The organism is Bacillus sp. FSL R7-0672 (assembly GCF_038601465.1).
Taxonomy (GTDB): domain Bacteria; phylum Bacillota; class Bacilli; order Bacillales; family Bacillaceae; genus Bacillus; species Bacillus pumilus.
Map to the genome: position 1 here is coordinate 472425 of NZ_CP152010.1, position 23432 is coordinate 495856.

General features: G+C 42.1%; 20 protein-coding genes. 15 read left to right on the forward strand and 5 right to left on the reverse strand.

The features are described 5' to 3' along the window. The first annotated feature begins 5 nt into the window (after nt 1-5). Complete coding sequence (locus tag MKY18_RS02270) at nt 6-767, forward strand: IclR family transcriptional regulator (RefSeq protein ID WP_044140525.1); 762 nt, start codon at nt 6-8, stop codon at nt 765-767. A 45-nt stretch (nt 768-812) separates the two neighbouring features. Here the strand turns inward: MKY18_RS02270 and MKY18_RS02275 are convergent, their stop codons facing one another. Next, nucleotides 813-1448: an FMN-dependent NADH-azoreductase gene (locus MKY18_RS02275; protein ID WP_003214444.1), complete on the reverse strand. Its 636-nt coding sequence runs from the start codon at nt 1446-1448 to the stop codon at nt 813-815. A gap of 403 nt (nt 1449-1851) precedes the next feature. Here MKY18_RS02275 and MKY18_RS02280 point away from each other — a divergent pair, with 403 nt between their 5' ends. The 3 genes from MKY18_RS02280 to MKY18_RS02290 all read left to right on the forward strand — a co-directional run bounded on the left by MKY18_RS02280 (nt 1852) and on the right by MKY18_RS02290 (nt 5874). Beyond that, nucleotides 1852-2484, forward strand: coding sequence for a GDSL-type esterase/lipase family protein (locus MKY18_RS02280; protein ID WP_342497704.1), 633 nt, complete (start codon nt 1852-1854; stop codon nt 2482-2484). A gap of 89 nt (nt 2485-2573) precedes the next feature. Beyond that, on the forward strand, nt 2574-3656 hold the full coding sequence (locus MKY18_RS02285; RefSeq protein ID WP_065098817.1) for a C45 family peptidase: 1083 nt from the start codon (nt 2574-2576) through the stop codon (nt 3654-3656). Nucleotides 3657-3786: 130 nt separating this feature from the next. Then, on the forward strand, nt 3787-5874 hold the full coding sequence (locus MKY18_RS02290; RefSeq protein ID WP_185108349.1) for a transcription antiterminator: 2088 nt from the start codon (nt 3787-3789) through the stop codon (nt 5872-5874). Nucleotides 5875-6093: 219 nt separating this feature from the next. On the opposite strand, the gene MKY18_RS02295 is transcribed toward MKY18_RS02290, so the two are convergent. Next, a complete protein-coding gene (locus MKY18_RS02295) occupies nt 6094-6705 on the reverse strand; it encodes a class I SAM-dependent methyltransferase (RefSeq protein ID WP_065098819.1) in 612 nt (203 codons plus the stop codon). A 155-nt stretch (nt 6706-6860) separates the two neighbouring features. Between MKY18_RS02295 and MKY18_RS02300 the strand changes: the two genes are divergently transcribed. Further along, nucleotides 6861-7730 (forward strand): SDR family oxidoreductase, encoded by an 870-nt coding sequence (locus tag MKY18_RS02300; protein ID WP_034664026.1) that lies wholly within the window; start codon nt 6861-6863, stop codon nt 7728-7730. A 290-nt stretch (nt 7731-8020) separates the two neighbouring features. Beyond that, nucleotides 8021-8443, forward strand: a complete 423-nt coding sequence (locus MKY18_RS02305; protein WP_003213986.1) for a pyridoxamine 5'-phosphate oxidase family protein — start codon at nt 8021-8023, stop codon at nt 8441-8443. A gap of 676 nt (nt 8444-9119) precedes the next feature. Here MKY18_RS02305 and MKY18_RS02310 read toward each other — a convergent pair. After that, nucleotides 9120-9338, reverse strand: a complete 219-nt coding sequence (locus tag MKY18_RS02310) for a hypothetical protein (protein ID WP_044140533.1) — start codon at nt 9336-9338, stop codon at nt 9120-9122. 160 nt (nt 9339-9498) lie between these two features. Between MKY18_RS02310 and MKY18_RS02315 the strand changes: the two genes are divergently transcribed. Next, complete coding sequence (locus MKY18_RS02315; RefSeq protein ID WP_268453338.1) at nt 9499-11748, forward strand: hypothetical protein; 2250 nt, start codon at nt 9499-9501, stop codon at nt 11746-11748. A 177-nt stretch (nt 11749-11925) separates the two neighbouring features. Here MKY18_RS02315 and MKY18_RS02320 read toward each other — a convergent pair whose 3' ends face one another. Both MKY18_RS02320 and MKY18_RS02325 read right to left on the reverse strand, forming a co-directional pair. After that, a complete protein-coding gene (locus MKY18_RS02320) occupies nt 11926-12222 on the reverse strand; it encodes a DUF3817 domain-containing protein (RefSeq protein ID WP_003214125.1) in 297 nt (98 codons plus the stop codon). Between the two features lie 136 nt (nt 12223-12358). Further along, nucleotides 12359-13033: a GntR family transcriptional regulator gene (locus tag MKY18_RS02325; RefSeq protein WP_065098821.1), complete on the reverse strand. Its 675-nt coding sequence runs from the start codon at nt 13031-13033 to the stop codon at nt 12359-12361. A 154-nt stretch (nt 13034-13187) separates the two neighbouring features. Between MKY18_RS02325 and MKY18_RS02330 the strand changes: the two genes are divergently transcribed. The 8 genes from MKY18_RS02330 to MKY18_RS02365 all read left to right on the forward strand — a co-directional run bounded on the left by MKY18_RS02330 (nt 13188) and on the right by MKY18_RS02365 (nt 23428). Then, nucleotides 13188-14015 (forward strand): AraC family transcriptional regulator, encoded by an 828-nt coding sequence (locus MKY18_RS02330; protein WP_065098822.1) that lies wholly within the window; start codon nt 13188-13190, stop codon nt 14013-14015. Then, nucleotides 14005-14937, forward strand: coding sequence for a DMT family transporter (locus MKY18_RS02335; protein ID WP_268453337.1), 933 nt, complete (start codon nt 14005-14007; stop codon nt 14935-14937). Before MKY18_RS02330 ends, MKY18_RS02335 begins: the two co-directional genes overlap by 11 nt. A 98-nt stretch (nt 14938-15035) precedes the next feature. Continuing rightward, complete coding sequence (locus MKY18_RS02340; RefSeq protein WP_342497705.1) at nt 15036-16091, forward strand: tartrate dehydrogenase; 1056 nt, start codon at nt 15036-15038, stop codon at nt 16089-16091. A 72-nt stretch (nt 16092-16163) separates the two neighbouring features. Beyond that, nucleotides 16164-18350 (forward strand): DNA topoisomerase III, encoded by a 2187-nt coding sequence (locus MKY18_RS02345; protein ID WP_185108358.1) that lies wholly within the window; start codon nt 16164-16166, stop codon nt 18348-18350. A gap of 197 nt (nt 18351-18547) precedes the next feature. Beyond that, nucleotides 18548-19630: a glycosyl hydrolase family 8 gene (locus MKY18_RS02350; RefSeq protein WP_126741428.1), complete on the forward strand. Its 1083-nt coding sequence runs from the start codon at nt 18548-18550 to the stop codon at nt 19628-19630. Beyond that, entirely contained in the window at nt 19611-20462 is an 852-nt protein-coding gene (locus tag MKY18_RS02355; protein WP_283924163.1) for a GGDEF domain-containing protein, read from the forward strand. The genes MKY18_RS02350 and MKY18_RS02355 overlap by 20 nt, the downstream gene beginning before the upstream one ends. After that, a complete protein-coding gene (locus tag MKY18_RS02360; RefSeq protein WP_342497706.1) occupies nt 20452-22167 on the forward strand; it encodes a DUF2334 domain-containing protein in 1716 nt (571 codons plus the stop codon). Before MKY18_RS02355 ends, MKY18_RS02360 begins: the two co-directional genes overlap by 11 nt. Further along, nucleotides 22160-23428 carry a glycosyltransferase gene (locus MKY18_RS02365; RefSeq protein WP_113768591.1) on the forward strand — a complete coding sequence of 423 codons (1269 nt, stop codon included), beginning with the start codon at nt 22160-22162 and terminating at the stop codon, nt 23426-23428. Before MKY18_RS02360 ends, MKY18_RS02365 begins: the two co-directional genes overlap by 8 nt. Nucleotides 23429-23432: the final 4 nt, after the last annotated feature.

Consider the following 23432-nt stretch of genomic DNA (forward strand, 5'->3'; position numbering starts at 1 on the left):
TGGACATGCAGAACACAAATAAAACCGTCGTGAAATCAATGGAGATTTTGAGGCTGTTTATCACACGTGACCAATTAACATTGAATGAAATGATTGAGCTTTCCGGCATGCCGAAAACGTCTGTGCACCGGATGGCGAGCTCGTTAAGCGATATGGGATTATTAGAAAAGCAAGATTCAGGCGCTTATCGGTTAGGACTGATGTTTCTAGAATACGGTCAGCTTGTGGCGGATCGTCTTGATATTCGGAGACTTGCAAGACCATTTATGGAAGGCTTGCGGGATGAAGTGGGAGAAGCTGTACAGCTCATCGTTCGTGAAGGAGACGAAGCCATTTACGTGGATAAAATTGAAGGGACGCAGCCTGTTCGTCTCTACACCGCCGTCGGCAGGCGCTCTCCCCTGTATGCAGGAGCCTGCGCGAGAAGTATTCTCTCCTTTTTACCAGAGAACGAGAGAATCGCCTATATCGATTCGATTGAGCTAGGGAAAATCGGAATCGGAACCATTACAGATAAAGAGGTTCTTCGAAACATACTGGAAGAATCAAATGAGCGGGGCTATACGTTAAGTTATTCGGAGCTTGAAAACTATACAGCTGCGGTTGGAGCTCCTATATTCAATCACCTTGGAGAAGTCACAGCAGGTATTAGCATTGCAGGGTTTGAAGCAGGTTATCAAAAGGAACGTCTTCCATACTTAATTGAACAAGTCAAAAAAGCCGCGAGCGGTATCTCCAGAGAATTAGGCTTTCATCTAGATAAATAAAAAGCCAATGACCGTTAAGATCATTGGCTTTTCGCGTTCAGTTTATTAGAAAGTTTTACCTAAAGCTTTTGCACGTTCGATCGCATCTGCTTTAATTTGCTCTGCTTTCGCAGGTTCAGCATTGTGACCTTCAACGATAAGACCTTCGAAAGAAGGAATTCCGAAGAAGCTCGCGATTGTACCAAGGTAACGGTGACCTGCTTCAAGTTCAGCAGCAGGACCTTCAGTGTAATATCCGCCACGTGCTTGGATGTGAAGAGCTTTTTTGTCTGTTAATAATCCAACAGGACCTTGCTCCGTGTATTTGAATGTTTTACCAGCTACAGCAACAGAGTCGATGTATGCTTTAAGAACTGGTGGGAATGAGAAGTTCCAAAGTGGTGAAACAAATACATATTTGTCAGCAGAAACGAATTGATCGCTTAATTCGTTTAGGCGAGCAACTTTCGCTTGCTCTTCAGCTGAAAGTGTATCGAAACCAGCACCTGATTGCAGCTTGCCCCAGCCAGCGAATACATCTGCATCAATGTGAGGGATGTTTTCTTTGTACAAATCGATATGTACAACCTCGTCACTTGGATTTGCTTCCTTATAAGATTCGATAAATGCTTTAGCAGTAGCCATACTGTAAGAAACTGTTTCATCATGCGGATGTGCAGTGATGTATAAAACTTTTGCCATGTTTATTCAATCCTTTCTGTTTCAGTGGTTTTTTTAGCGTATCCCAAAGATACACTGAATATGTGGCATCTTTAATCATAGTGGAATGCTATGAAAAAGATGTAACAAGCACAGTTACATAAAAACTGATATTTTTATTGTAATCACAATGTAGTTTGAAGTCAAGGTATAAAGTCTTGAAATCGAGATAAAAAGTTTGTCAACTTTTCTGAAACGCTTGAGATACGGATTTCACCATAAAAAACCTATTCTTATTGAACAAAAAATCAGTCGATCTCGCAAGTAAAGAGTTTGTAAAGACGTCTCATGAAAAAAAGATGAATGCCTCTAAGTCATCTGCTACAAGCATCTGTTCTCCGATTTCGTATATATAAGAGAAGGCAGGAGAGAGTGAGGGATAAGAGTGGGACGATCCTATGTTGCGATTGGAGATTCCTTAACAGTTGGGGTGGGGGCACGTTTATTTGGCGGGGGATTTGCTGAGCGGTATCAGTGGATGCTTGAAAAAAAGGCACATGCGCCAGTCGAGCTGTCTGTATTTGCAAAGTCAGGGTTAACGACGGATCAGATTTTTCAGCTGTTCAAACGATCTGATGTGAGGCGTGCTATTGCAGCAGCTGACATCATCACCATTACAGGCTGTGGGAATGACCTTGTTCAAGCGATTCAGCAGTATGAAAAGGGTGAAGATGAAAAGAAACTGCTGCAAGCGACGCTGCATTGCCAAGCAAATTTCAGCAAAATGATTCAAGAAATCGCTCGGATCAAAAGAGGGCAGAAGCAGCCCTATTGCGTGTATCTCATGAATTTATATAATCCTTTTCCGCAAATACCAATAGCCGGGCGGTGGCTTCAGCAATACAATCATCAGCTTCGCTCGCTTGCTGCAAATCCGCATGTAGAGGTTGTGGATGTGTACCGGGCGTTTGAAGGACATGAAAATGAGTACTTATCGATTGATCAATTTCATCCGAACTATAAAGGATATGAAACAATGGCAAAAACATTGCTTCAACAATCCTGTAACCAGCTGTAATCCATTGGGATTGCAGTTTTTTTCGTCCTTTTAAATGAAGGAGGGTTTCGATATGATAAAAGAAACGAAAGCGAAAGAGGTGTGCAGGCATGGAGGAAATCAGTGCATATTTTCAAGAAATGACAGGAACCGCTTATGAAGTGGGAAAACAGCAGGCTGTCTGGATGAAGAAGAAGCAATGGCTACAGACACAATACATTCGAACAGAACCGCTTGCAAAAGAGGCTGTGAAAGAAACGAAGCAGCTGATGCGCCCATATCTTCCCCAGTTAGAAGAAGAGATTGCTGGATTTTGTGATGAACTGCAATTAGATGAGCGCTATTTGACCTTTTTCTATTCATCTCATCTACAGCCAGGCTGTTCCCACTGTGTGAGGCAGGGAAATAAGGCGGCGGGTCAACAAACGGTCATGCTACGTAATTATGATTTCTCCCCGATATTTGATGATATGCGTCTTGTGACGACACATGTGAAGGGCTTGGCATATCATACAGGCTCGTCGCTGCTCTTGTTTGGCAGATCTGATGGGATGAATGAGCATGGTCTTTCTGTCACATTCTCTGCTTGTGGTCCACCGGTTGGAAATGAACCCGGTTTAAAGCCTCCAGCAGTTGCCGGCTTGCAAGTGTATCATGTGATTCGATCTGTTCTGGAAAACTGTAGAACGGTTGAGGAAGCCGTTCGCTCTATTCAGGAAATGCCCGTTGCCTCAAATGTTCACCTCATGCTTGCCGATCGAAAAGGAGAAGCGGCTGTGATTGAAATCATTGATGGCCGCAAAATGGTGAGAAGACCGGAGGAAGGTTATATTGCAGCCACAAATCATCCGATTGCTGATCAAACAGCAAAAGGGGTGACGAAACATCATTCTGTTGTCAGGTATGACATGCTAATAGAGGCTTTAAAAGAACAACAAACAAGTGATTCTCTTGTTAAGCTGTTTCAGACAGAATATCCTGATGGTCTGGCTGTACACAATTATGAGGAGCTGTTTGGAACAATGCGAACCGTCATCTTCCGCCCGGAAGAAGGAACGATGGATTATTGCTTTGGCTCTCCAATATACAATCCGACGTATTCTTTAAAAGCTGGGGGTTCACTGCCTTTTCATGAACAAAAGGTTCAATTTCATCAAAAGGATTATGGACCGTCATTTTGGAGAAGTGTATGATCAGACGTTGTATTTAATTTTGTCACAGCCTATGTGCCAAAGTCAGATCAACTTAAAATTGCATCATTTGTTGATAGCGTTTTATATTAAGGTGCGACAATAGACCTATTTTTGCAGAAGGAGGCATTTCATGTACATAACGGCACGAGAACAGAAGATCATCAAATACATCATTCAGCAAAATCGTTATGTCACCATTCGTGAGATAGCCGATTCTGTTCAGGTGAGTACAAGGACGATTCATAGAGAACTAAAATCGATTAAACCCATATTAAAGAATTATGATCTTTCACTAGATAAACAGCCGGGGAAAGGCTTGAAGGCAGTCGGTGAACAGGAGGATAAACAGCGGCTTCTTGCTCATATGTCAAATGAGGATCAAATTGAATATAGCTCTGACGAACGGAAGCTCTTAATCCTATGTGCGCTGCTTGAAGCAAAGGAACCGGTGAAATTATATACACTCGCTTCCGATTTGCAGGTCACAAATGCGACCATCAGCTATGACTTAGATGAACTGACGGAGTGGATCGCGCCATACGGTTTGCAGCTGATCCGAAAACGTGGGTATGGCATTGAATTAAAAGGACCCGAGGAAGCAAAACGAAAGATTGTCGGCAACCTCATTGTAGACCGGCTCGATATTCAATTATTTTTAGAAACGATCGAAATGAATATCAAGCATCGAACGAAAGCGACGGAAAAAGTGTTTGGCGTTGTCAGTAGAGGGCAACTGCTCAAGGTAGAAAGACTTCTCTTTCATTTGAAAAATCGACTGTCACTCTCTTTATCTGATAGTGCCTATATTGCGCTTGTCGTTCACTTAACCTATGCTATCGAACGGATTCAGCTTGGCGAAACCATTCGAATGGAAGAGGAAGAGCTGCTTGAACTAAAGCGGACGAAAGAATTTGAATCATCACTGCGAATTGCAAGAGCGCTTGAACGCATGTTTAATGTGGAGATTCCTGAAGCAGAGGTCGGATATATGACGATCCATCTGCGCAGTGCCAATCGTAGCTTTCAGAAAGAATACCGTATTGATGAAATCGAGCTGGATATCGCGATTAGAACGAAGAAGCTCATTGATTTTATTTCTAATAAAACTGGCTACCATTTAAATGAGAATGATTCATTGTATGAGGGACTCGTGTCTCATCTCGAACCTGCCATGAACCGTTTAAAGGAAAAGATGAGAATCTATAATCCACTTACACAACAAATTAAAAAGGACTACTTTTTGCTTTTCATGGCAATTGAAGAAGGAGTCGAGCGTTTCTTTCCAGAGATCGAATTTCCAGAGGATGAAATCGCCTTTATTGTGCTTCACTTTGGCTCAGTGCTTGAAATCAAAAAAGAAGAAACAAACATTCATGCATTGGTCGTGTGCTCAAGCGGGATCGGTTCCTCTAAAATGCTCGCATCTCGGTTAAAAAAAGAATTGCCAGAGATCGCCGAATTCGATCTGTCTTCCTTGATGGAACTAAAAGAAATCGATGCATCAAGCTATGACATGATTGTCTCGACCGTTCCTATCCCATATGAGCATGTCGATTACATCATGGTCAGTCCGCTCTTAAACGAGGATGATGCTATGCGTGTGAAGGCTCATATTAAACGAAAGATCCCTTATATGATTGAGAAAAAAAGGATGAAAGAAGCTGCCAAAGAATTGGTACAAGAATCCGTTAATATGATGGCGGTTGCAGAGCGGGTGACGAATTACATGTCTGTGATTCGCAGCATCTTGTCCCATTTCACCATTAAAAATAGAAAGGCGATGCCGCAGCATGAGGCAACAATCAGGCAGCTGCTTCGTCAGCTTGAAGAGGAAGGATTTATCATACATGCGGATGTGGTAGCAAATGGTTTACTAGAACGTGAACAGCAAGGTGGTTTAGGGATTCCTAGTACAGAATTTGCTCTTTTTCATTTAAAGCATGCATTCATCAAGGAACCAATCTTTCATATTTATGATCTTGATCAGGCATACGAGGTCAAAAGCATGGACGGTGGGCAGCAGCAAATGTCACGAATGCTCATGATGCTGGCGCCGCAAGAGCTTGGCAAGGAAGTGTCTGAAATGTTTAGTCTGATCAGTTCATCCATTATTGAAAGTGAGGAAAGCATGACGCTTTATGGTCATGGATCAGAGGGAGACATTGAACAGAAATTACATCAGCTGTTCTATCAATTTGTCAAAGAGGCAAAGTGGTAAGAAAAAAAGCCGAGAGCATATTCGCTTCTCGGTTCAGATTGTAGACAAAGGGCTAAAATGATTTTTATTTTAGCCCTTTGTCTTCTTTTCAGCGTAATAGAAAACCTTTGCAGTTTAGGAAGGGCGAGCACCGGAGCGGAGCGAATTTGACATTCGTGAGCACCGAAGCGCAGATTTGACAAAGAATGCGAGGGTTTGTCTACACGCTGGGCCTAGAGCTTATTCGCTTCTCGGCTTTTTGGCTGTGACACAGACAGCAAGCGTTGGACGAATTTCCTCATACTCAACAGAAAAATGGTCAAACCCCGCAAACTGTAAATCATTCAATATGTTTTCACCCATCTCTTTTGTCCGGCTCGCATCAGCACCTTTTTCTCTTGGCTGCATCACCATGACGAGTTTTCCACCCGGTTTCAACGTGTGATAAAGGTTGAGTAGACCAGTCTTTGGATCATCCCAAATCGTAAAGTTGTTCACAGACAGTACTTTGTCATACTGCTCTCCCGGCAAACGTGTTTTCTCGATTTTTCCTACATACAGCCGGACCTGTTTGTCTTTTGACCGTTTGCTGACGCGGGACTGTGCTTGCTCCTGCATGGTGGAGGAGGCATCCAGCCCATCAATGTGAAGATCTTCATAATGCTTAAGCATATGTTTGATGCTGTAGCCAGGTCCATAGCCGATTTCCAAAATGTTTTCACCATCTGTCAGATTTAAGTGCTGGATGGCCCACTGATTCAATGCTTTATTTTCTTTTGCCATAATGAAGCCTGCGATGCTTCCGAGCCAGCCTTTTGGTTTGCTAAAGGTTTTCGAAATGGTTGACAGCATGTGAGAACGCTCCTTTTTAATGATCAAGTAACCGATTTTATCCATATTGAAACATACTGATTTTCAAAACGCATCTGTGCCGCACAGGGATGTTTGAGTGGAAAAATGAGGTGGTAATGAAAGGATACATCAACAAATCAAGGAGGAGCTTACACATGGATTTACGTGAATATTTAACAAATGGCATTCCGCGCCAAACACAAGATCAGCAGCCAGGCAGTGAAAGGGAAATGAATCCTGCGCCGATCTTTGAGGATGAATCATATCAAGGGTCTGGCAAGCTCAAAGGGAAAGTTGCACTGATTACAGGCGGAGATAGTGGAATTGGACGTGCTGTATCTGTTGCCTATGCAAAAGAAGGGGCACACGTCGCCATTGTTTACTTAAATGAACATGAGGATGCAAAGGATACGCAAAAGCGCGTAGAACAGGAAGGCGTCAAATGTTTAACGATTGCAGGAGATGTCGGTGACGAAGCCTTTTGCGAGAAAGCGGTAGAAAAAACAGTTGAAGCCTTTGGGCAATTAGATATTTTAGTGAATAATGCGGCTGAACAGCATCCGAAAGAACGGATTCAGGATATATCTAGTGAACAGCTTCACCAAACCTTTAGAACCAACTTCTATTCCTATTTTTATTTTACGAAGAAAGCACTGGATTACTTAAAACCGGGAAGTACAATTATTAATACAACATCCATTAACCCATATCGAGGCAACAAAGTGCTGATTGATTATACGGCGACAAAAGGCGCAATCAATGGCTTTACGCGTTCTATGGCACAGTCGCTTGTGAAAGATGGGATTCGGGTGAACGGTGTAGCGCCAGGTCCAATTTGGACGCCGCTCATTCCATCTACATTTGATGAGGATAGTGTGGAAAGCTTTGGGGCAGAAACCCCAATGGGAAGACCAGGACAGCCTGTAGAGCATGTCGGTTGCTATGTGCTGCTTGCTTCTGACGAATCGTCTTATATGACAGGACAAACACTTCACGTCAACGGCGGTTCCTTTATGAATACATGATCAATAGCGCACCGCCCACCTGATTGGGCGGTGTGTTTAGTATTTCTTGCGATTCTTCTGCACAGATGAGACAGACCATACGATAATGCCCACAACAACTGCCGCAATGACAAGTGAACTTAAATGGAACATCGTTTCATGATGCATGTTCAACTTCTCCCTTCATTGAGCCTGTTTTCTATAGCATCAGCCAGAAGATCTCTTTTTATGAAAAACACATTTCTTTGTTTAATGAATGGATTGTCGTGGAAACCTAAGAGTACGGATGAAATTTGAAGGAGTGAAACGATATGTCACAAGAAGAATTAAAACAAAAGGTACTCAACCTATTAGATGAACAAAAGGTCGGAACACTGGCGACCGTTGAACAGGATAAGCCGCATACCCGCTACATGACTTTTTTCCATGAAGGGCTGACATTATATACACCAACGAGCAAAGAAACACATAAAGCAGACGAAATTGAAAAAAACCCGAATGTCCATATTCTCATTGGTTATTCAGGTGAAGGATTCGGTGACACGTATGCAGAAATCGCAGGTACCGCTACATTAACCGATGATCCAGAACTGATCGACCGCCTTTGGTCTGAGGAGATGGAGAAATGGTTTAAAGGAAAAGATGATCCGAACCTAGTGATTCTGAAGATTGATCCAACCTCCATTCGTTACATGAATGAAGGAAACCGTACTCCAGCTGAATTATCACTTTAACACTTGCGTAAGATGGGGGGGTGTGTTATAGTTTTATATTAAGTGTTGAAATAAGCAAATAAATAAAGAAAGTAAACTTTCTTTTTTCTATGACATAATGAGAAGCAATAGAGCTTCTACTTGATAAGAACGAGACGCTGTTAAAGCGAACAAACTTATTCTTTTCCTTCTGCACCCGCCCCCTATAAAAGCGGAAGAGTGGAAAAAAGACGTTTTGATTTACAATTCACACTGGCACGGCTTCGGAGCCGTAAGGACGAATGAGAGGTAGGGCTTTCGTTGTCTTGTTATCCAGAACTTCCATGGCGTTTACTTTCAAACGTAGGTTCACTCGGAACACATATGACACACTGATATGATCGAATCTTAATTCATACACTCCTTAACGGAGATCACACATTGATTATTTATTTGCATGAAAAAAGCAAGGAAAAGGCTGCCATCTATTTGGCAGCCTTTTTCATTGAGTTCATTTCATGATCACTCACTTCGACCTTTCTTCTGATACCGCCAAATCTTCTGAATAAAAAAGAACATCACCGCAAACAAAATAGAAAAAATGAACATGTCCAAGAGTGTCACGCCTCTATTTGGGTGCACAATGCCAAACCAAACCAATTGCAGAACAAAAGAGATAGCAAAATAACTGATGGATTCTTTCATGATTTTCCCCATTTCACTTATTTTTTTGACCTTTTAGCCATAACAGCCAAATGAAGAAGGAACCGATGATACATGATAGTAAAGTGATGGGCGGCAAGGTATGCCAGCTAGTCAGCCCCTTTACAAAGCACATATAAAAAAAGAAAATGGTAATGGATACGAGCACCCATTGTTTGAGCCAACGGGGAACACGCAGCCAAGCTGTTAGAATGATAGATGATAGCTTATCCAATGAGATAACTCCTTTTTTGAATATGATTGGATTTTATCGCAAATAACCAAGTTTGTAAAATATGGATTTTAGGGGTTAGAATGGTATTCTTCTAGCGCTTGAAACATTCTCGCTGCACTGACGTATAAGATAAAGGAACCTCATGAAAGGAAGCGATCAAGTGAAAAGAATACCAGTGATTTTTTTACGATATATTGTCTTCTTTATTCCAGCGATCATTCTTAGTGTCTTGGTGTGGAACCATTACCAAGAGGATTTGTCAGCAGGGAAAGTGACGGAATATGACGTCAAACGAATGTTTACATTTGATGAAGGAAAACGAGTGGTGAGTGCTGTATCAAAAAACCAGCAGCTCCATTTTGCCATGTATGATCCTCAAGCAGGAAAAAGAATCAGTGAATGGACCACAGCAAGCGATTCGTTTAATGAAATGCTGCCATCCTTTCAAGATAACAATCTCTTACTTGCTTTAAAAAATAAAGACGGGCAGCTGTTGATCGAGAAACTAACGCCAAGCGGAGAAAAGAAAGAGCTCGTTAAGCAAAATCTACAGATACCCTCGTTTTTAAAAACGAATACATATCAATGGAATGGACGGCTTGTGTTTACGGGAGAAATGGAAGGCGCCGCTGCGGTCCTCGGTGAGCTAAAGGATGGTCAGTTTCATGTGCACAATCTCAACGAGCTAAAGCTGCCAGCAAGGCCAGTTTCTATGGATGTCGTCATGAATTCCTTTAGGGGACAGACGCCTATTCCTATATTTGAATTGACTTTGAAAAATGACCAGAAGGCGTATGTCAGCGGAGTCTCAAACGATAAGCATCAGCTTGGGGTCTATGTCTCCAAAAACGCTGAACCGTTTAGCCTCATTGAAGATAAAGTGGAGCAGCAGCTGGAAAAAACGATCGGAACATCCCAAAATGTTGCAGTCGCTGTCGAATCTAACTATCCAAAAAGACCAAGGAAAGTGAATGCAGAGGGAAGGCTTGGGGAAGTCGTCCCAACACCAAAACCGATTTATCAAACCCTTATCTACCAGCTTAATGAGGAAGAAGTTCTTCTTGCAGGCTCTACAGCAAAGGACGAAGCAAAAGGCAAGCTGACTGGTTATATTTATAACCACCGCATGAATAAGGCGACGTCTGTTAGCAAGCTTTTGCAGTCGTTTTCATATGAAACGTTACAAAGAGAAGGACTCTCTTTCAATAAAAATGTGAAAAGCGATTGGATCTATTATTCAATCGACAATCAATTAACGGGTGCATTTGAGACGAAGAGCAAAGAGCTAAAGGAATTTCCTTTGAAAAAAATGATCTTAATCGAAAACGCAAGTCCTGCTCACCAAACGTCTGTTGACACCTTTATGCAATATGTCATGAAAGGCGGACCGCTCATTCTCAACTGGGCGATATGGCTGTTTATTCCACTGCTGTTATTTGTGCTAGCCATCTTCCTGCCGCCGATTTTGAGACTGGTGAGAAAGAACAAGATCAAGGACAGTATCACATTAGAAGCCAATATTGTATCTGTCAAAGAAACGGGTACCTACATCAACGAACAGCCACTTGTCAAAATGCAGCTGCAATTTCAATATGATGGGGAAAACATCGAGAAGACAGTTAAAACGGTTGTATCCTATGCCCAGATACCACAGCCGGGTCAGCGTATCGCCATTCTCTACAATCCGAAGAAGAAAAAGGCGATGCTCTTAAAAGAGAGGGACTTCTCACAGACAAGTGAGCCAAAGTTCATCAAAGGCGCTGTTTTAAGAAATATAGAATCATATGGAACCGTAGGACGAGGCACTGTCTTATCGCTTACATTTGAAGCAGATCAGAAAAGGTATACCATTCCGATGATTCAAGCCGCTGGTTTTGAATTTAGAACAGGAGAAAAAGCCGATCTCGTCGACATCAGCGGTCAGTTGAAAATGGCAGCCTATGGCCATGAAGTGCGGAATCGATCGGGGAAAGATGTAACGTTAACTGGAACCATCCAGCGGGTAAAGCAATATCCAGTTGCGATTCATGGACAGAAGCCTGTCATGCTGGATGTGACGGTTTCAAGCGGAGATCAGTCTATTACAAAAACGGTCAGCCAATTCATCCCTGATCATATGCAGGTCGCACCAGGAACTCCAATCACGATCCAGACAAAACAAGAAGAGCTGGATAAAGAAATCAGTCTCATGCAAGAGAAACAAGGAAGTGCAAAAGTGACCCATGTCGCATTTGCTGGTGTCATCGGCAATCAGCCGCTAGCGATCATTCAGATTGAGCGAGATGGCATGATGTATGAAGTGAAACAGTCAATCGATCCAATCACTAGCGTACTGCCGGGTGATGAACTATGGGTGGCATATCACGAAATGACACGTCAAGCAGCCATTGTGAAATATGCATCGATTTAAAAAATACTTCAGCGTGTAGACAAACCCTCGCATTCGGTGTCAGTCCTGCGTGCTGGTGCTCACGAATGTCAAATTCGCTCCGCAAAAGTAACCGCCCTTCCTAGGGCTGCAAAGGTTTTCTATCACGCTGAAAAGGAGAAAAAGGGCTAAAACGAATTTCGTTTTAGCCTTTTTTGATTAAGCTTTTGTATCATACTGGCGGAGCACCTTATCATAGGCGAAGTTGCCGAAAGGAATGAACGCCGCAAAAAAACCAGCGATCGACCATTTCAAATGCCAGCGAACTTTAAAGGTCACATATGCCAAAATAAGCATATAGATGACAAACAATGCGCCATGAAGAGAGCCTACAATGGTGACTGCCATCGGAATATCCGCAAAATATTTCAGAGGCATGGCAATTAAAAGTAGGGTTAAAAGAGACATACCCTCAATAAAACCCGCCTTACGAAGACGGCTAATACTTGTATGCATAGACAAATCCTCCTGTATAAAACCTAGTTTCTCATCTTCTAATATAAACGAAAGATTGTCCGGACATGCTAAAATCTACGGAAAATTCAAAATATGTTCATGTAATGCTTAAAAAATGGAAAAAAAGAAAAATCACTTAATCCGTGTTTGTTTCAGAGAGTACTTGCTTTAAGTGCATCACATCATGTAACAAATGATTCGTCATCGCTTGAACGGCTTCTGTGGAGCGGCGCTCTTTCATTTCAGAATAAATGGCAGCATGCTCTGTTTGAATCGTCTCAGCACGCGCCCCGCCGCTAAAATGAAAGATGCGGCAAAAATGAATGAGTGCATTCACATGATTCAATTGTTTACATAAGCGGTGATTGTGACTAGCTAGAATGATTTTTTGATGAAAGGCTTCATGTAACTGGACGATGTCTTTAGATGCCAGCTGCTGCTTGATTGCTTCGTCTGCCTGCGTGAGAACATGCCCAATTTCCTCCAGCTCTCTTTGCGCGGCTTCCTTGCATGCAAGCTCAACAGCAAGCGTTTCTAGGGCGATCCGAATTTGATAAAGCTCCTCGACATCTTTTTCCGTTAACGTATAGACAGAGTAGCCTGACCGATGATCAGCGATCAAGAGCTCATCTTTTTCTAAAAGCCTCATCGCCTCTCTCACTGGTGATCGGCTTACACCAAATTGTTTGGCAAGCTGTGTCTCATTGATACGTTCCCCCGGCTGAAACTGTCCATCAAATATCATTTGCTTCAGCTGTTCATAAAATTGCATATGGTATGGTGCTGGTCTTTCCATCTCGAATGAATTCATCCTGTCATTCCCTCATTTACACATCATCTTTTGTCTCATGTTATCCAAGTTTTTCCCTCTAGGCAAGCCTACATCGGAAAAGTCAATATCGTACAATTCAAGAGAAAAAGGGTGTGCTACACTAATGATCAGTTCAGTGAAAGAGGGGATCGACATGAAAACACAAGAAGAACGAACGGTACATTTTGATCAGGACTTGCAAATAGAGGCGTATCGCTTTCATGGCATCATGCAAAAGTTCCCGAATCATTTTCATACATACTATGTAATTGGATTTATTGAGGATGGTCAAAGACGTTTGATCTGCCAAAATAAAGAATACATCATTGAAAAGGGAGACATTCTTCTTTTCAATCCATATGACAATCACGCATGCGAGCAGATTGATCACAGGACACTAGATTATCGTTGTTTAAATATAGAAGCAGATGTGATAGAGAAGATGTTTCAGCACAAGCCACACTTTAAAGCCCCTGTGTTTTCACAAAGTGAACTGACAAAGCCATTATATGATCTTCATCAAATGATGACAGAAGAAGCCCCAGCTTTGAATAAACAGGAAACGTTTTATTTCTTTATGAAGCAGCTGATTGAAGCCTATGCTGATACATCAGAGGAAAAAGCATCAGCAGCGCATGCTGCCGAACAGAAAGTTCAAGACGCACAGCAATATATTGAAACACACCTTACGGAAAATATATCGTTAGACGACTTAGGAGAGCTTGTCTCCATGAACAAATACTCACTTCTGCGTGCTTTTACAAAGTACAGAGGGATCACGCCGTATCGTTATTTACAGACAGTGAGAGTGAATTATGCGAAGGAGCTTCTCTCACGAGGAGTAAAGCCTGTAGATGCGGCAGTCTCCGCCGGTTTTTCAGATCAAAGTCATTTAAGTCATTTCTTTTCAGAATTTATTGGGCTCACACCAGGGCAATATCAGCACATTTTTGCAAAGCAGGTAACAGTAGATGAAAAATAACCAGCTTCTTGGTCATCTAGCGGCCATATTCACCATTTTTCTATGGGGATCGACCTTTATCTCAACCAAAATATTGTTAACGGCTTTTTCTCCAACAGAAATATTATTTTTCCGCTTTTTTCTTGGATATCTCGCTCTGATGTTGATATACCCAGTCACTATGAAGGTGCACCGTAAAAAGCATGAAGCGATGTTTGCGCTCGCAGGGTTATGTGGTGTGGTCTTATACTATTTTTTAGAAAATGTCGCTCTCACCTATACGTTCGCTTCGAATGCAGGAGTCATCAGCTCGGTTGTGCCATTCTTCTCATTTTTATTGGCTTATTTTTTATTGAAAGATGAGCCTTTGCATCGCCGGTTTTTCATAGGCTTTTTCATCGCGATGACAGGAATTGTACTGATTAGCTTTAATGGAATGACGACGTTCCAATTGAATCCAATCGGTGATGCGCTAGCATTAACGGCGACCATTGTCTGGGCCTTCTATTCTATTTTATCGAAAATCATCAACCAATATGGATACCATATCATTCAAGTGACGAGACGTGTCTTTTTTTACGGCTTACTCTGGATGCTTCCCCTGATCTGGCATTTTAAAATTCGTATAGACTGGGAGCGATTGTCGAACCCGTCGTTTGCCTTTCACTTATTGTTTTTAGGCCTGTTCGCATCTGCCATTTGTTTTCTAACATGGAGCTTTTCAGTGAAAACGCTCGGTGTGGTGAAAGCGAGTGTGTATATTTATGGCGTTCCTATTATTACGATGGTCATTTCAATGATCGTTCTTCATGAGAGATTGACCCTCATGTCGATACTCGGAACGGCACTGACCTTAGGCGGACTGCTCCTTTCAGATAAAAAAGGTACGGGGAGGAAGAAGGAGAAACCCTCGATGCTTTTGCAGAATAAAAAGGCGCTTTGATCAAAAAAGTGCCTTTATCCATTGAAAGAACATGTACTCTCTAGTAAACTCAAATTTAAACGGTCGACGGTCGACTGATAATAAAGGGGGAGAAATAAATGAAGCATGTTTCAATTGCGGCGATACCAGGTGACGGGGTTGGGAAGGAAGTTGTACCTGAAGCCATACGAGTATTGAAAGCGGTATCAGAAGTGCATGGCGGTCTGTCCTTTACCTTTCGGGATTTTCCGTGGAGCTGTGAATATTATTTAGAGCATGGTGAGATGATGCCAAAGGATGGATTACATCAATTGAAAGCCTTTGACAGCATTTTCTTAGGAGCAGTCGGAGATGCCAATTTAGTGCCGGATCACATATCACTTTGGGGACTGCTTATTAAGATTAGGCGGGAATTTGAACAGGTGATAAACGTCAGACCTGCAAAACAGCTGAGCGGCATTCGCTCATCGCTTGCTCAGCCAAAGGATTTCGATCTTCTAGTTGTCAGAGAAAACGGTGAAGGTGAATATAGTGAAATTGGAGGCCGTATTTATCAAGGGGAAGATCAGCTTGCTGTTCAAAATGCGGTATTCTCAAGAAAAGGGACAGAGCGTGCGATGCGTTTTGCCTTTCAATTAGCAGAAAAAAGGCGAAAGCATGTGACGAGTGCAACCAAATCGAATGGGATCGTTCATACCATGCCTTTTTGGGATGAAGTGTTTCAAGACGTAGCAAAGGATTATCCAGAGGTGACAGCAGACTCACAGCACATTGACGCGCTCTCAGCCTTCTTTGTAACAAGACCAGAAAAATTCGATGTGATTGTTGCCAGTAATTTGTTTGGTGATATTTTGACAGACCTTGGGGCAGCCATTATGGGAAGTATTGGCATAGCGCCTGCCGCCAACATCAATGTAAATGGCAAATACCCATCCATGTTTGAGCCTGTACACGGATCAGCTCCAGACATTGCGGGAAAAGGAATCGCCAACCCAATCGGTCAAATCTGGACCGCTAAACTCATGCTTGATCATTTCGGAGAGGAAGAACTGGGCACACATCTGCTCGAAACCATCGAATCAGTCACAGCAGATGGCTTTTTAACGGCAGACATCGGCGGCGCCTATCAAACGCAAGAAGTCACAAACGAAATCATCACACGATTGAAGAAATAATCCGTCATTAGAACCGCATCTCTACGTCTGCTATAATAAAAGAATGGATAGAAGAAAGAGATGTGAAATCTAGTGTCAAAAACAGTTGTATTAGCAGAGAAACCTTCGGTCGGACGTGATCTTGCACGGGTGCTGAAGTGTCATAAAAAAGGAAATGGCTTTTTAGAAGGAGATCAATACATTGTGACGTGGGCGCTTGGCCATTTGGTCACACTGGCTGATCCTGAAGGCTACGGAAAAGAGTTTCAATCCTGGCGTTTAGAGGATTTACCAATCATTCCCGAACCGCTTAAGCTTGTGGTGATGAAAAAGACAGGAAAACAATTCCAAGCAGTGAAAGCGCAGCTTGCGAGAAAAGATGTCAAAGACATTGTCATCGCAACAGATGCAGGACGTGAAGGGGAGCTTGTCGCTCGATGGATTCTTGAAAAAGCGCATGTGAAAAAGCCTTTGAAACGACTATGGATCTCATCTGTCACGGACAAAGCCATTCAAGAAGGCTTCAAACGATTAAAAGACGGCAAAGAATACGATAACCTGTATCGCTCAGCCGTTGCGCGTGCAGAGGCAGATTGGATTGTCGGCATCAATGCAACAAGAGCGCTGACAACAAAATTCAATGCACAGCTTTCCTGCGGACGGGTGCAAACACCAACGATCGCCATGATCGCAAAACGAGAAGAAGACATTCAGCAATTTCAGCCGAAGCCGTTCTATGGATTGACTGCACAAGTAGATGGACTGACTTTGACCTGGCAGGATGCCAAAACAAAGCAAAACCGGACATTCCAAGAGAATGTGATCAAAGATCGCTTGGCAGCCTGCGAAGGAAAACCAGCAGTGGTTGATGCGTTGAAAAAAACAGCGAAAAAAGCTTTTGCGCCGGGACTGTACGATCTGACTGAATTGCAGCGTGATGCACATAAACGCTATGGTTTTTCAGCCAAAGAAACATTATCTACGCTTCAGCGATTGTATGAGCAGCATAAGCTCGTCACATATCCACGTACAGATTCACGATTTATTTCAGCGGATATCGTTCCTACAATAAAAGATCGTTTAAAAGGAATGAATGTCAGACCGTACGCGCAGCATGTGAACCGGATTTTACAATCAGGTGTGAAAGCGCACAAAGGCTTCGTCAATGATGCCAAGGTGTCAGATCACCATGCGATTATTCCAACCGAGGAAGAGCTGTACCCAGGAGTATTAAGCGATAAAGAGCGTAAATTATATGACCTCATTGCCAAACGATTCCTTGCTGTACTTATGAATCCTTTCGAGTATGAGGAAACAACGGTCATCACCAAAATAGGCAGTGAAACGTTCACAGCAAAAGGGAAAACCGTGCAAGCAGCTGGCTGGAAAGCCGTGTACGATGACTCATATGAAGAAGAGGAATCAGCCGAGGCAGATCAACATTTGCCGCTGCTTTCAGAAGGACAGTCACTAGATGTACGACAGCTGAAAGAGACAAGAGGAGAAACGAAACCTCCTGCACGTTTTAATGAAGCGACCCTATTATCTGCTATGGAAAACCCAGCGGCATTTATGCAGAACGAGGAAAAGGACTTAGTGAAAACCATTGGTGAAACAGGTGGTCTAGGAACTGTAGCAACAAGAGCGGATATTATTGAAAAGCTGTTCAATAGCTTCTTAATCGAAAAAAAGGGCAAAGACATTTTCATCACATCGAAAGGGAAGCAGCTGCTCTCGTTAGTGCCTGAAGATTTAAAGTCTCCTGCATTAACAGCGGAATGGGAACAAAAACTTTCTAAAATTGCCAAAGGGCAATTGAAAGCTTCTCAATTCATGAGTGAAATGAAGTCATATGCCAAACAAGCTGTATCTGAAATCAAACAGAGGAACCAGACCTTTAAGCATGACAATGTCACTGGCACCCATTGTCCAGACTGCGGTAAACTCATGCTGAAAGTGAATGGAAAACATGGCACGATGCTCGTTTGCCAGGACCGAGAATGCGGCCATCGTAAAAATGTGGCGAAGAAAACAAACGCACGCTGCCCGAACTGTCATAAAAAGCTCGAGCTACGCGGAGAAGGCGATGGCAAAATCTTTGCTTGTGTATGCGGCCATAGAGAAAAGCTGTCTGTCTTCGAAAAACGCAAATCTCAATCCAATCAAAAGAAAGCCAGTAAGCACGATGTGTCTAAATATATGAAGAAACAAAAGAAAGTGGAAGAACCAATTAATAACGCACTAGCTGAACAATTAAAGAAATTAAAATTAGATCAATAGTTCTATAAAAACCCGTGCGGAAACGCATGGGTTTTTCAGTGTTATCAAGTATATCGACATATTGTTTTTCTGAAAATGGGAATAAATATGCGAAAAGGCTCGTAAATTGGCATAAAATATTCATTTAAATTTAAACAAAAACGCTCTATAATAAATCGTTAGATGCTTAGAGAACGCGGAATTGAAAGGGGACACGAATGCATACACGCATATATCGTACAGCAATTGTTTTACTCATTGTCATTCTACTAGGCGGATGTACCTGGGAACAGCAGAAAGAATCAGCTGATCCAGTATCACCTCAGCCCGTTTTACCTGGAGAATATTTTATCACTCACCACTTAATGACAGATCAAGGCTTAATTCGCACCTCTTTTGCAGAGCAGCACATCTACTTATCTGAATCACTTGGACTTTGGATGGATTATCTTGTTCGAAAAAAAGATCAAAATTCATTTGACCAACAATTTGATGTTCTGCAAGATCAATTTTTAATAGACCACCATCTTCTCAGCTGGCAAATTGAATCTGATCAAAAAAGTAAGGCCAATGCTTTAGTTGATGATTTACGTGTAGTGGCGGCACTTCAAAAGGCAAATCGTTTGTGGAAGAAGTCAGCGTATCAAACGACAGCAAAAGAAATCGCTCAAGCGTTAAAAGAAAAAAACATGTTCAAAGGCATATTGTCCGATTATTATGATGCATCAACCAATCGAACTTCACATACAATCACACTCTCTTATATAGACCCAAAAGCAATCAAAGAATTGGAATCCCTCCAAATATTCACGAAACAAATGACCAGTAACCAATTAGCCATTCTAAAACAAGCACCGAGAAAAAAAGGATTCTTTCCTAAATCCTATGACATAAAGAAAAAAACCTATTCATTCGATCAAGAAATCAATATGATCGATCAACTTTATACAGCTTTACATGCACATCATGCAAAGGTGAATACGTCCGAGATCAAGAAATGGCTTAAAACGTCGTTTAAACAAGAAGGAAAACTGTACGGAAGATACAAACTGAGTACACTGCAGCCATCTGTCACATATGAATCGCCTTCGGTATATGCACTCGTCATTTTGTATGCCCTTAAACAAAACGAGCTGAAATTTGCAAAGGCTGTCTATCACCGCATGAAAGAATTACAAACCCAAGATCCTCTCAAGCCTTATTACGGAGGATACATGAACGAAAAAGAGACACACTCATTTGATAACTTATTGCCTCTAATTGCAGAAAGGGAGCTTCTAAATGAATCGGTTGTTCAGTAACACGTATCGCTTGTACTATTCTCTGCTCCTCACGTTTGCAGGCCTTATTTTGTTTATGGGCTACCTTAACGTACAAGATGCGGAGAGCTTTATGATCATCGCACTGACATTTGTCGTGTTAGGCTGTGGTGTTTTATTTGGTATCCTACCAGCATTAATTTTCACCTTACTGATTTTGTTCTTTATAGGAAGTGTCATGTTCTTTACAGAGCTTGGCCATGAAAATCCCCTTTTTTCAAATCAAACATTACAAGATGTAGTAATTTGGGGCGTAGCACTTCTTTTTTTCGCTATTTCAGCGGGAAGCTTGCATGAACGGATTAATACGCTGCGTCACACCATTGAACAACAAAAACAGGCCATCAAACAATTTGTGGCGATTGACTCGACAACAGGGTTTGACAATGCTGAGCGGATGAAGCTCGAATTGTCTGAGGAAATGAAACGGGCAGAACGGTACAAACAGCCATTTGTCTTTATCCTTCTTCATATGAATTACGCAGCGGAATTCAAATCGTTATATGGAGAAAAAGAAATGCAGCACCTATTTCAGCAATTAAGTCTCAAGATACGCGAAAGCATAAGAGAAACCGATAAGAAATTTCGGTTATCTGAAGAACGAATGGGCTTGCTGCTAACCCATACACCAGAAGAAAATGTGTCAGTTGTCCTTGATAAGCTAAAGGATAAACTGCAAACGCATGTCCTATTAAACGGTCGTGAAGTGACCTTGACATTTCATGTCTGTCATTTAACAAGCAGCTCGGATTATCGTACGCCAGAGCAGTTTTTAGAAGAACTAGAAAAAGAGATGATGATGAATGAACTTTAATTCTTTGATGAAATGTTGTTTGATGATCACGCTTTTTTCGATTCTTTCGTTTAAACACATTGCTTCAGCCGAGGCGCTTGTCACGCAGCCAAATACACTGATCGTTTATTCCACACCATCGGGGGAAGTGACTCCAGCCGTTCATATGCTGGATCTACTCGCCGGTCATTTTTCCAAACAGACGACGATTGTATCTGATGAACATTTGGCTGAAAAGAGGATCAATGAATTTCAGCAAGTCATTTATCTTGGTGAAATAAAGAGAACCTTGTCAAAACAAACCATTCGTGCAATGAACGAATCACAGCAATTCATCGCCATTGGATACAATGCGGAACAGCTCCACCCATTCTCCAAGCTTACTTTTCACAAACAAGACCATATCAGTCAATTGAAACATACACATGATCAGACATACCGTCAGCTAGAGAGAAGGATCAATGTGTTAACGGTTCGAGGGGCAGACTTGGAAAATGAATTTCTAGTGAAGAAACGTCAATCTGATCTGCCATTTGTGACTCAAACAAAAGAAGGTGCGGCATATATCGGTATCTTAGATGTCGTGCAGCACAACAAGCTTCTTGCAGAAGTGCTAGAAAAATACATGCCATCTTCTGTGCAAATGAAGACAAAATACGTAATGCTCGCGAACATCAGTCCAGCAAGTGACGAGAAGAAGCTGCTAGAACTTGGACAATACGTATCTGCACAGCATATTCCTTATCAAATTGCAGTGACCCCTGTTTGGATAGATCGAGCAACAGGTGATGAAGTCACACTGAGTGACCGCCCGAAACTTGTGAGTGTGTTAAAACAATTGCAAGGCAATGGAGCGAGTATCATTCTTCATGGCTTTAACCGTACGTATCGAACGGCGGAATCTGGTCAGGGATTTGAGTTCTGGGATGCAAAATATGATCAGCCCATCACGACAAATGATCCAAAAAATGCAGAGAAGAAACGAAGTAAAAGCCAATTCCCAAATGAAAAAGACTTTCATACGTATACCAAATCGTATCAGCAGCAAGAAGTCGCCTATACAGAAGAAAAACTGACAAAGGGCATTGAGCTTCTTGCTAGGCAAGGCTTATATCCTCTTGCGTTCGAGGTGCCGCATGATGCGATATCACAAAAAGGTTATGAAGTAATTTCAAAGCATGTATCCAGCCTATTTGGACAGGTGCAGTTATCAGACCGCACTTGGAAAACAGCCGGTGCATCGCCGCTCGTGACGTCTCCTGCCATGTTACACGGCATGACCTTATATCCTCAGCAGCAAGTTGAGCAAGTGTCTGACAAAGAAGGTTCAAATGTTTTAACTGAACAGACGATTCAATCCGTGCAGCATTTGCAATCAGCCGCAATTGGGCTGTCCTATGACGTGGAGTTAGGGATTGCAGGGTTACAGGAGTTAATCACACAGATGGAGGCAATTCCTTCTAGCGAATGGCTGGATGTAAAGAAAACAAAACAGACGGTCCAAACTGCACATGTAAAAATCCAAACATCAGGGAATGGACATATTCAAGTAGAGCAATCCAACATTTCCGAAACAAAAAAAGTCAAACGAAGTGGCATGGAAAATATGCTGCGAATTCTCACAGTTGTGGTCATGCTGTTTATTGCGGCATTTGCTTTATACACATTGTATTTAAGACTGACAATGAAAAAACGAATTTTTAAGGAGAGAAAATTAGGTGGCTGATGTCTTATTTTATCTTTCATTAATGCTCATTTGGATCATGCTCCTATACCACATGTTTCTCATGCAGGGCGGCTTTCAACATTACCTCACCTATGAAAAAGTGCTGCCTAAATGGACAAAACAAGGGAAAGAGCTGCCGACCGTCAGTATTCTGATTCCTGCTCATAATGAAGAGGTCGTCATTCGGCAGACGTTAAAAGCGATGGTTCAGTTATCATATCCTAAACACCTCCTTGAAATCATTGTGATTAATGACAATTCCTCTGATCGCACAGGAGAGATTGTGCAATCATTCAGTGAGCAATATGATCATGTCCATATGATTGAAACGAAGCCGCCATTTGCAGGGAAGGGAAAATCCACTGCACTGAATGAAGGTTTGAAGGCTTCAACAGGAGAAGTGATTTGCGTATACGATGCAGATAACATGCCTGAACCAAAGGCTGTCTATTATTTGGTTCTTGGGTTATTAAATGACCCAAAAGCAGGCGCTGTTGTCGGGAAATTCAGGGTGATCAATGCAGCCAAAAATTTGCTGACCAAATTTATTAATATTGAGACCATCTGTTTCCAATGGATGGCGCAGGGCGGGAGATGGAAATGGTTTGGTATTGCGACAATACCAGGTACCAACTTCGCCATCCGCCGGCACATTTTAGAAGAGCTCGGCGGCTGGGATGCCCAAGCTTTGGCTGAGGACACCGAATTAACGATCCGTGTGTATAACCTAGGATATGTGATTCGATTTTTCCCAGCTGCAATCACATGGGAACAAGAGCCTGAGACATGGAAGGTCTGGTGGCGGCAAAGAACGCGCTGGGCTAGAGGAAATCAATATGTTGTCCTTAAATTTTTAAGGCAGTTTATGAAGCTGAAACGAAAACGAATGATTTTCGATTTGTTTTATTTCTTCTTTACGTATTTCTTATTCTTCTTCGGTGTTCTGCTCTCAAATGGCATCTTTATTGTAAACCTATTTGTTGACCTTCACTTATCTGTAGGGGCTGTCGCACTGATCCTGTGGGGATTAGCCTTCTTCCTCTTTCTAACAGAAGTGATGATTACATTAAGTATTGAGAAAACAGAGCTCACCAAACAAAATATTCTCATTGTGGTTCTCATGTACTTCACCTATTCTCAAGTATGGATTGCGCTTGTCGTGTACTCCTTATGTGTAGAGGTGAAGAGCCGATTATTGAAACAAGAAGTGAAATGGTACAAAACAGAGCGTTACGATCAACAACAAAAGAAAAGCGGGTGACAAA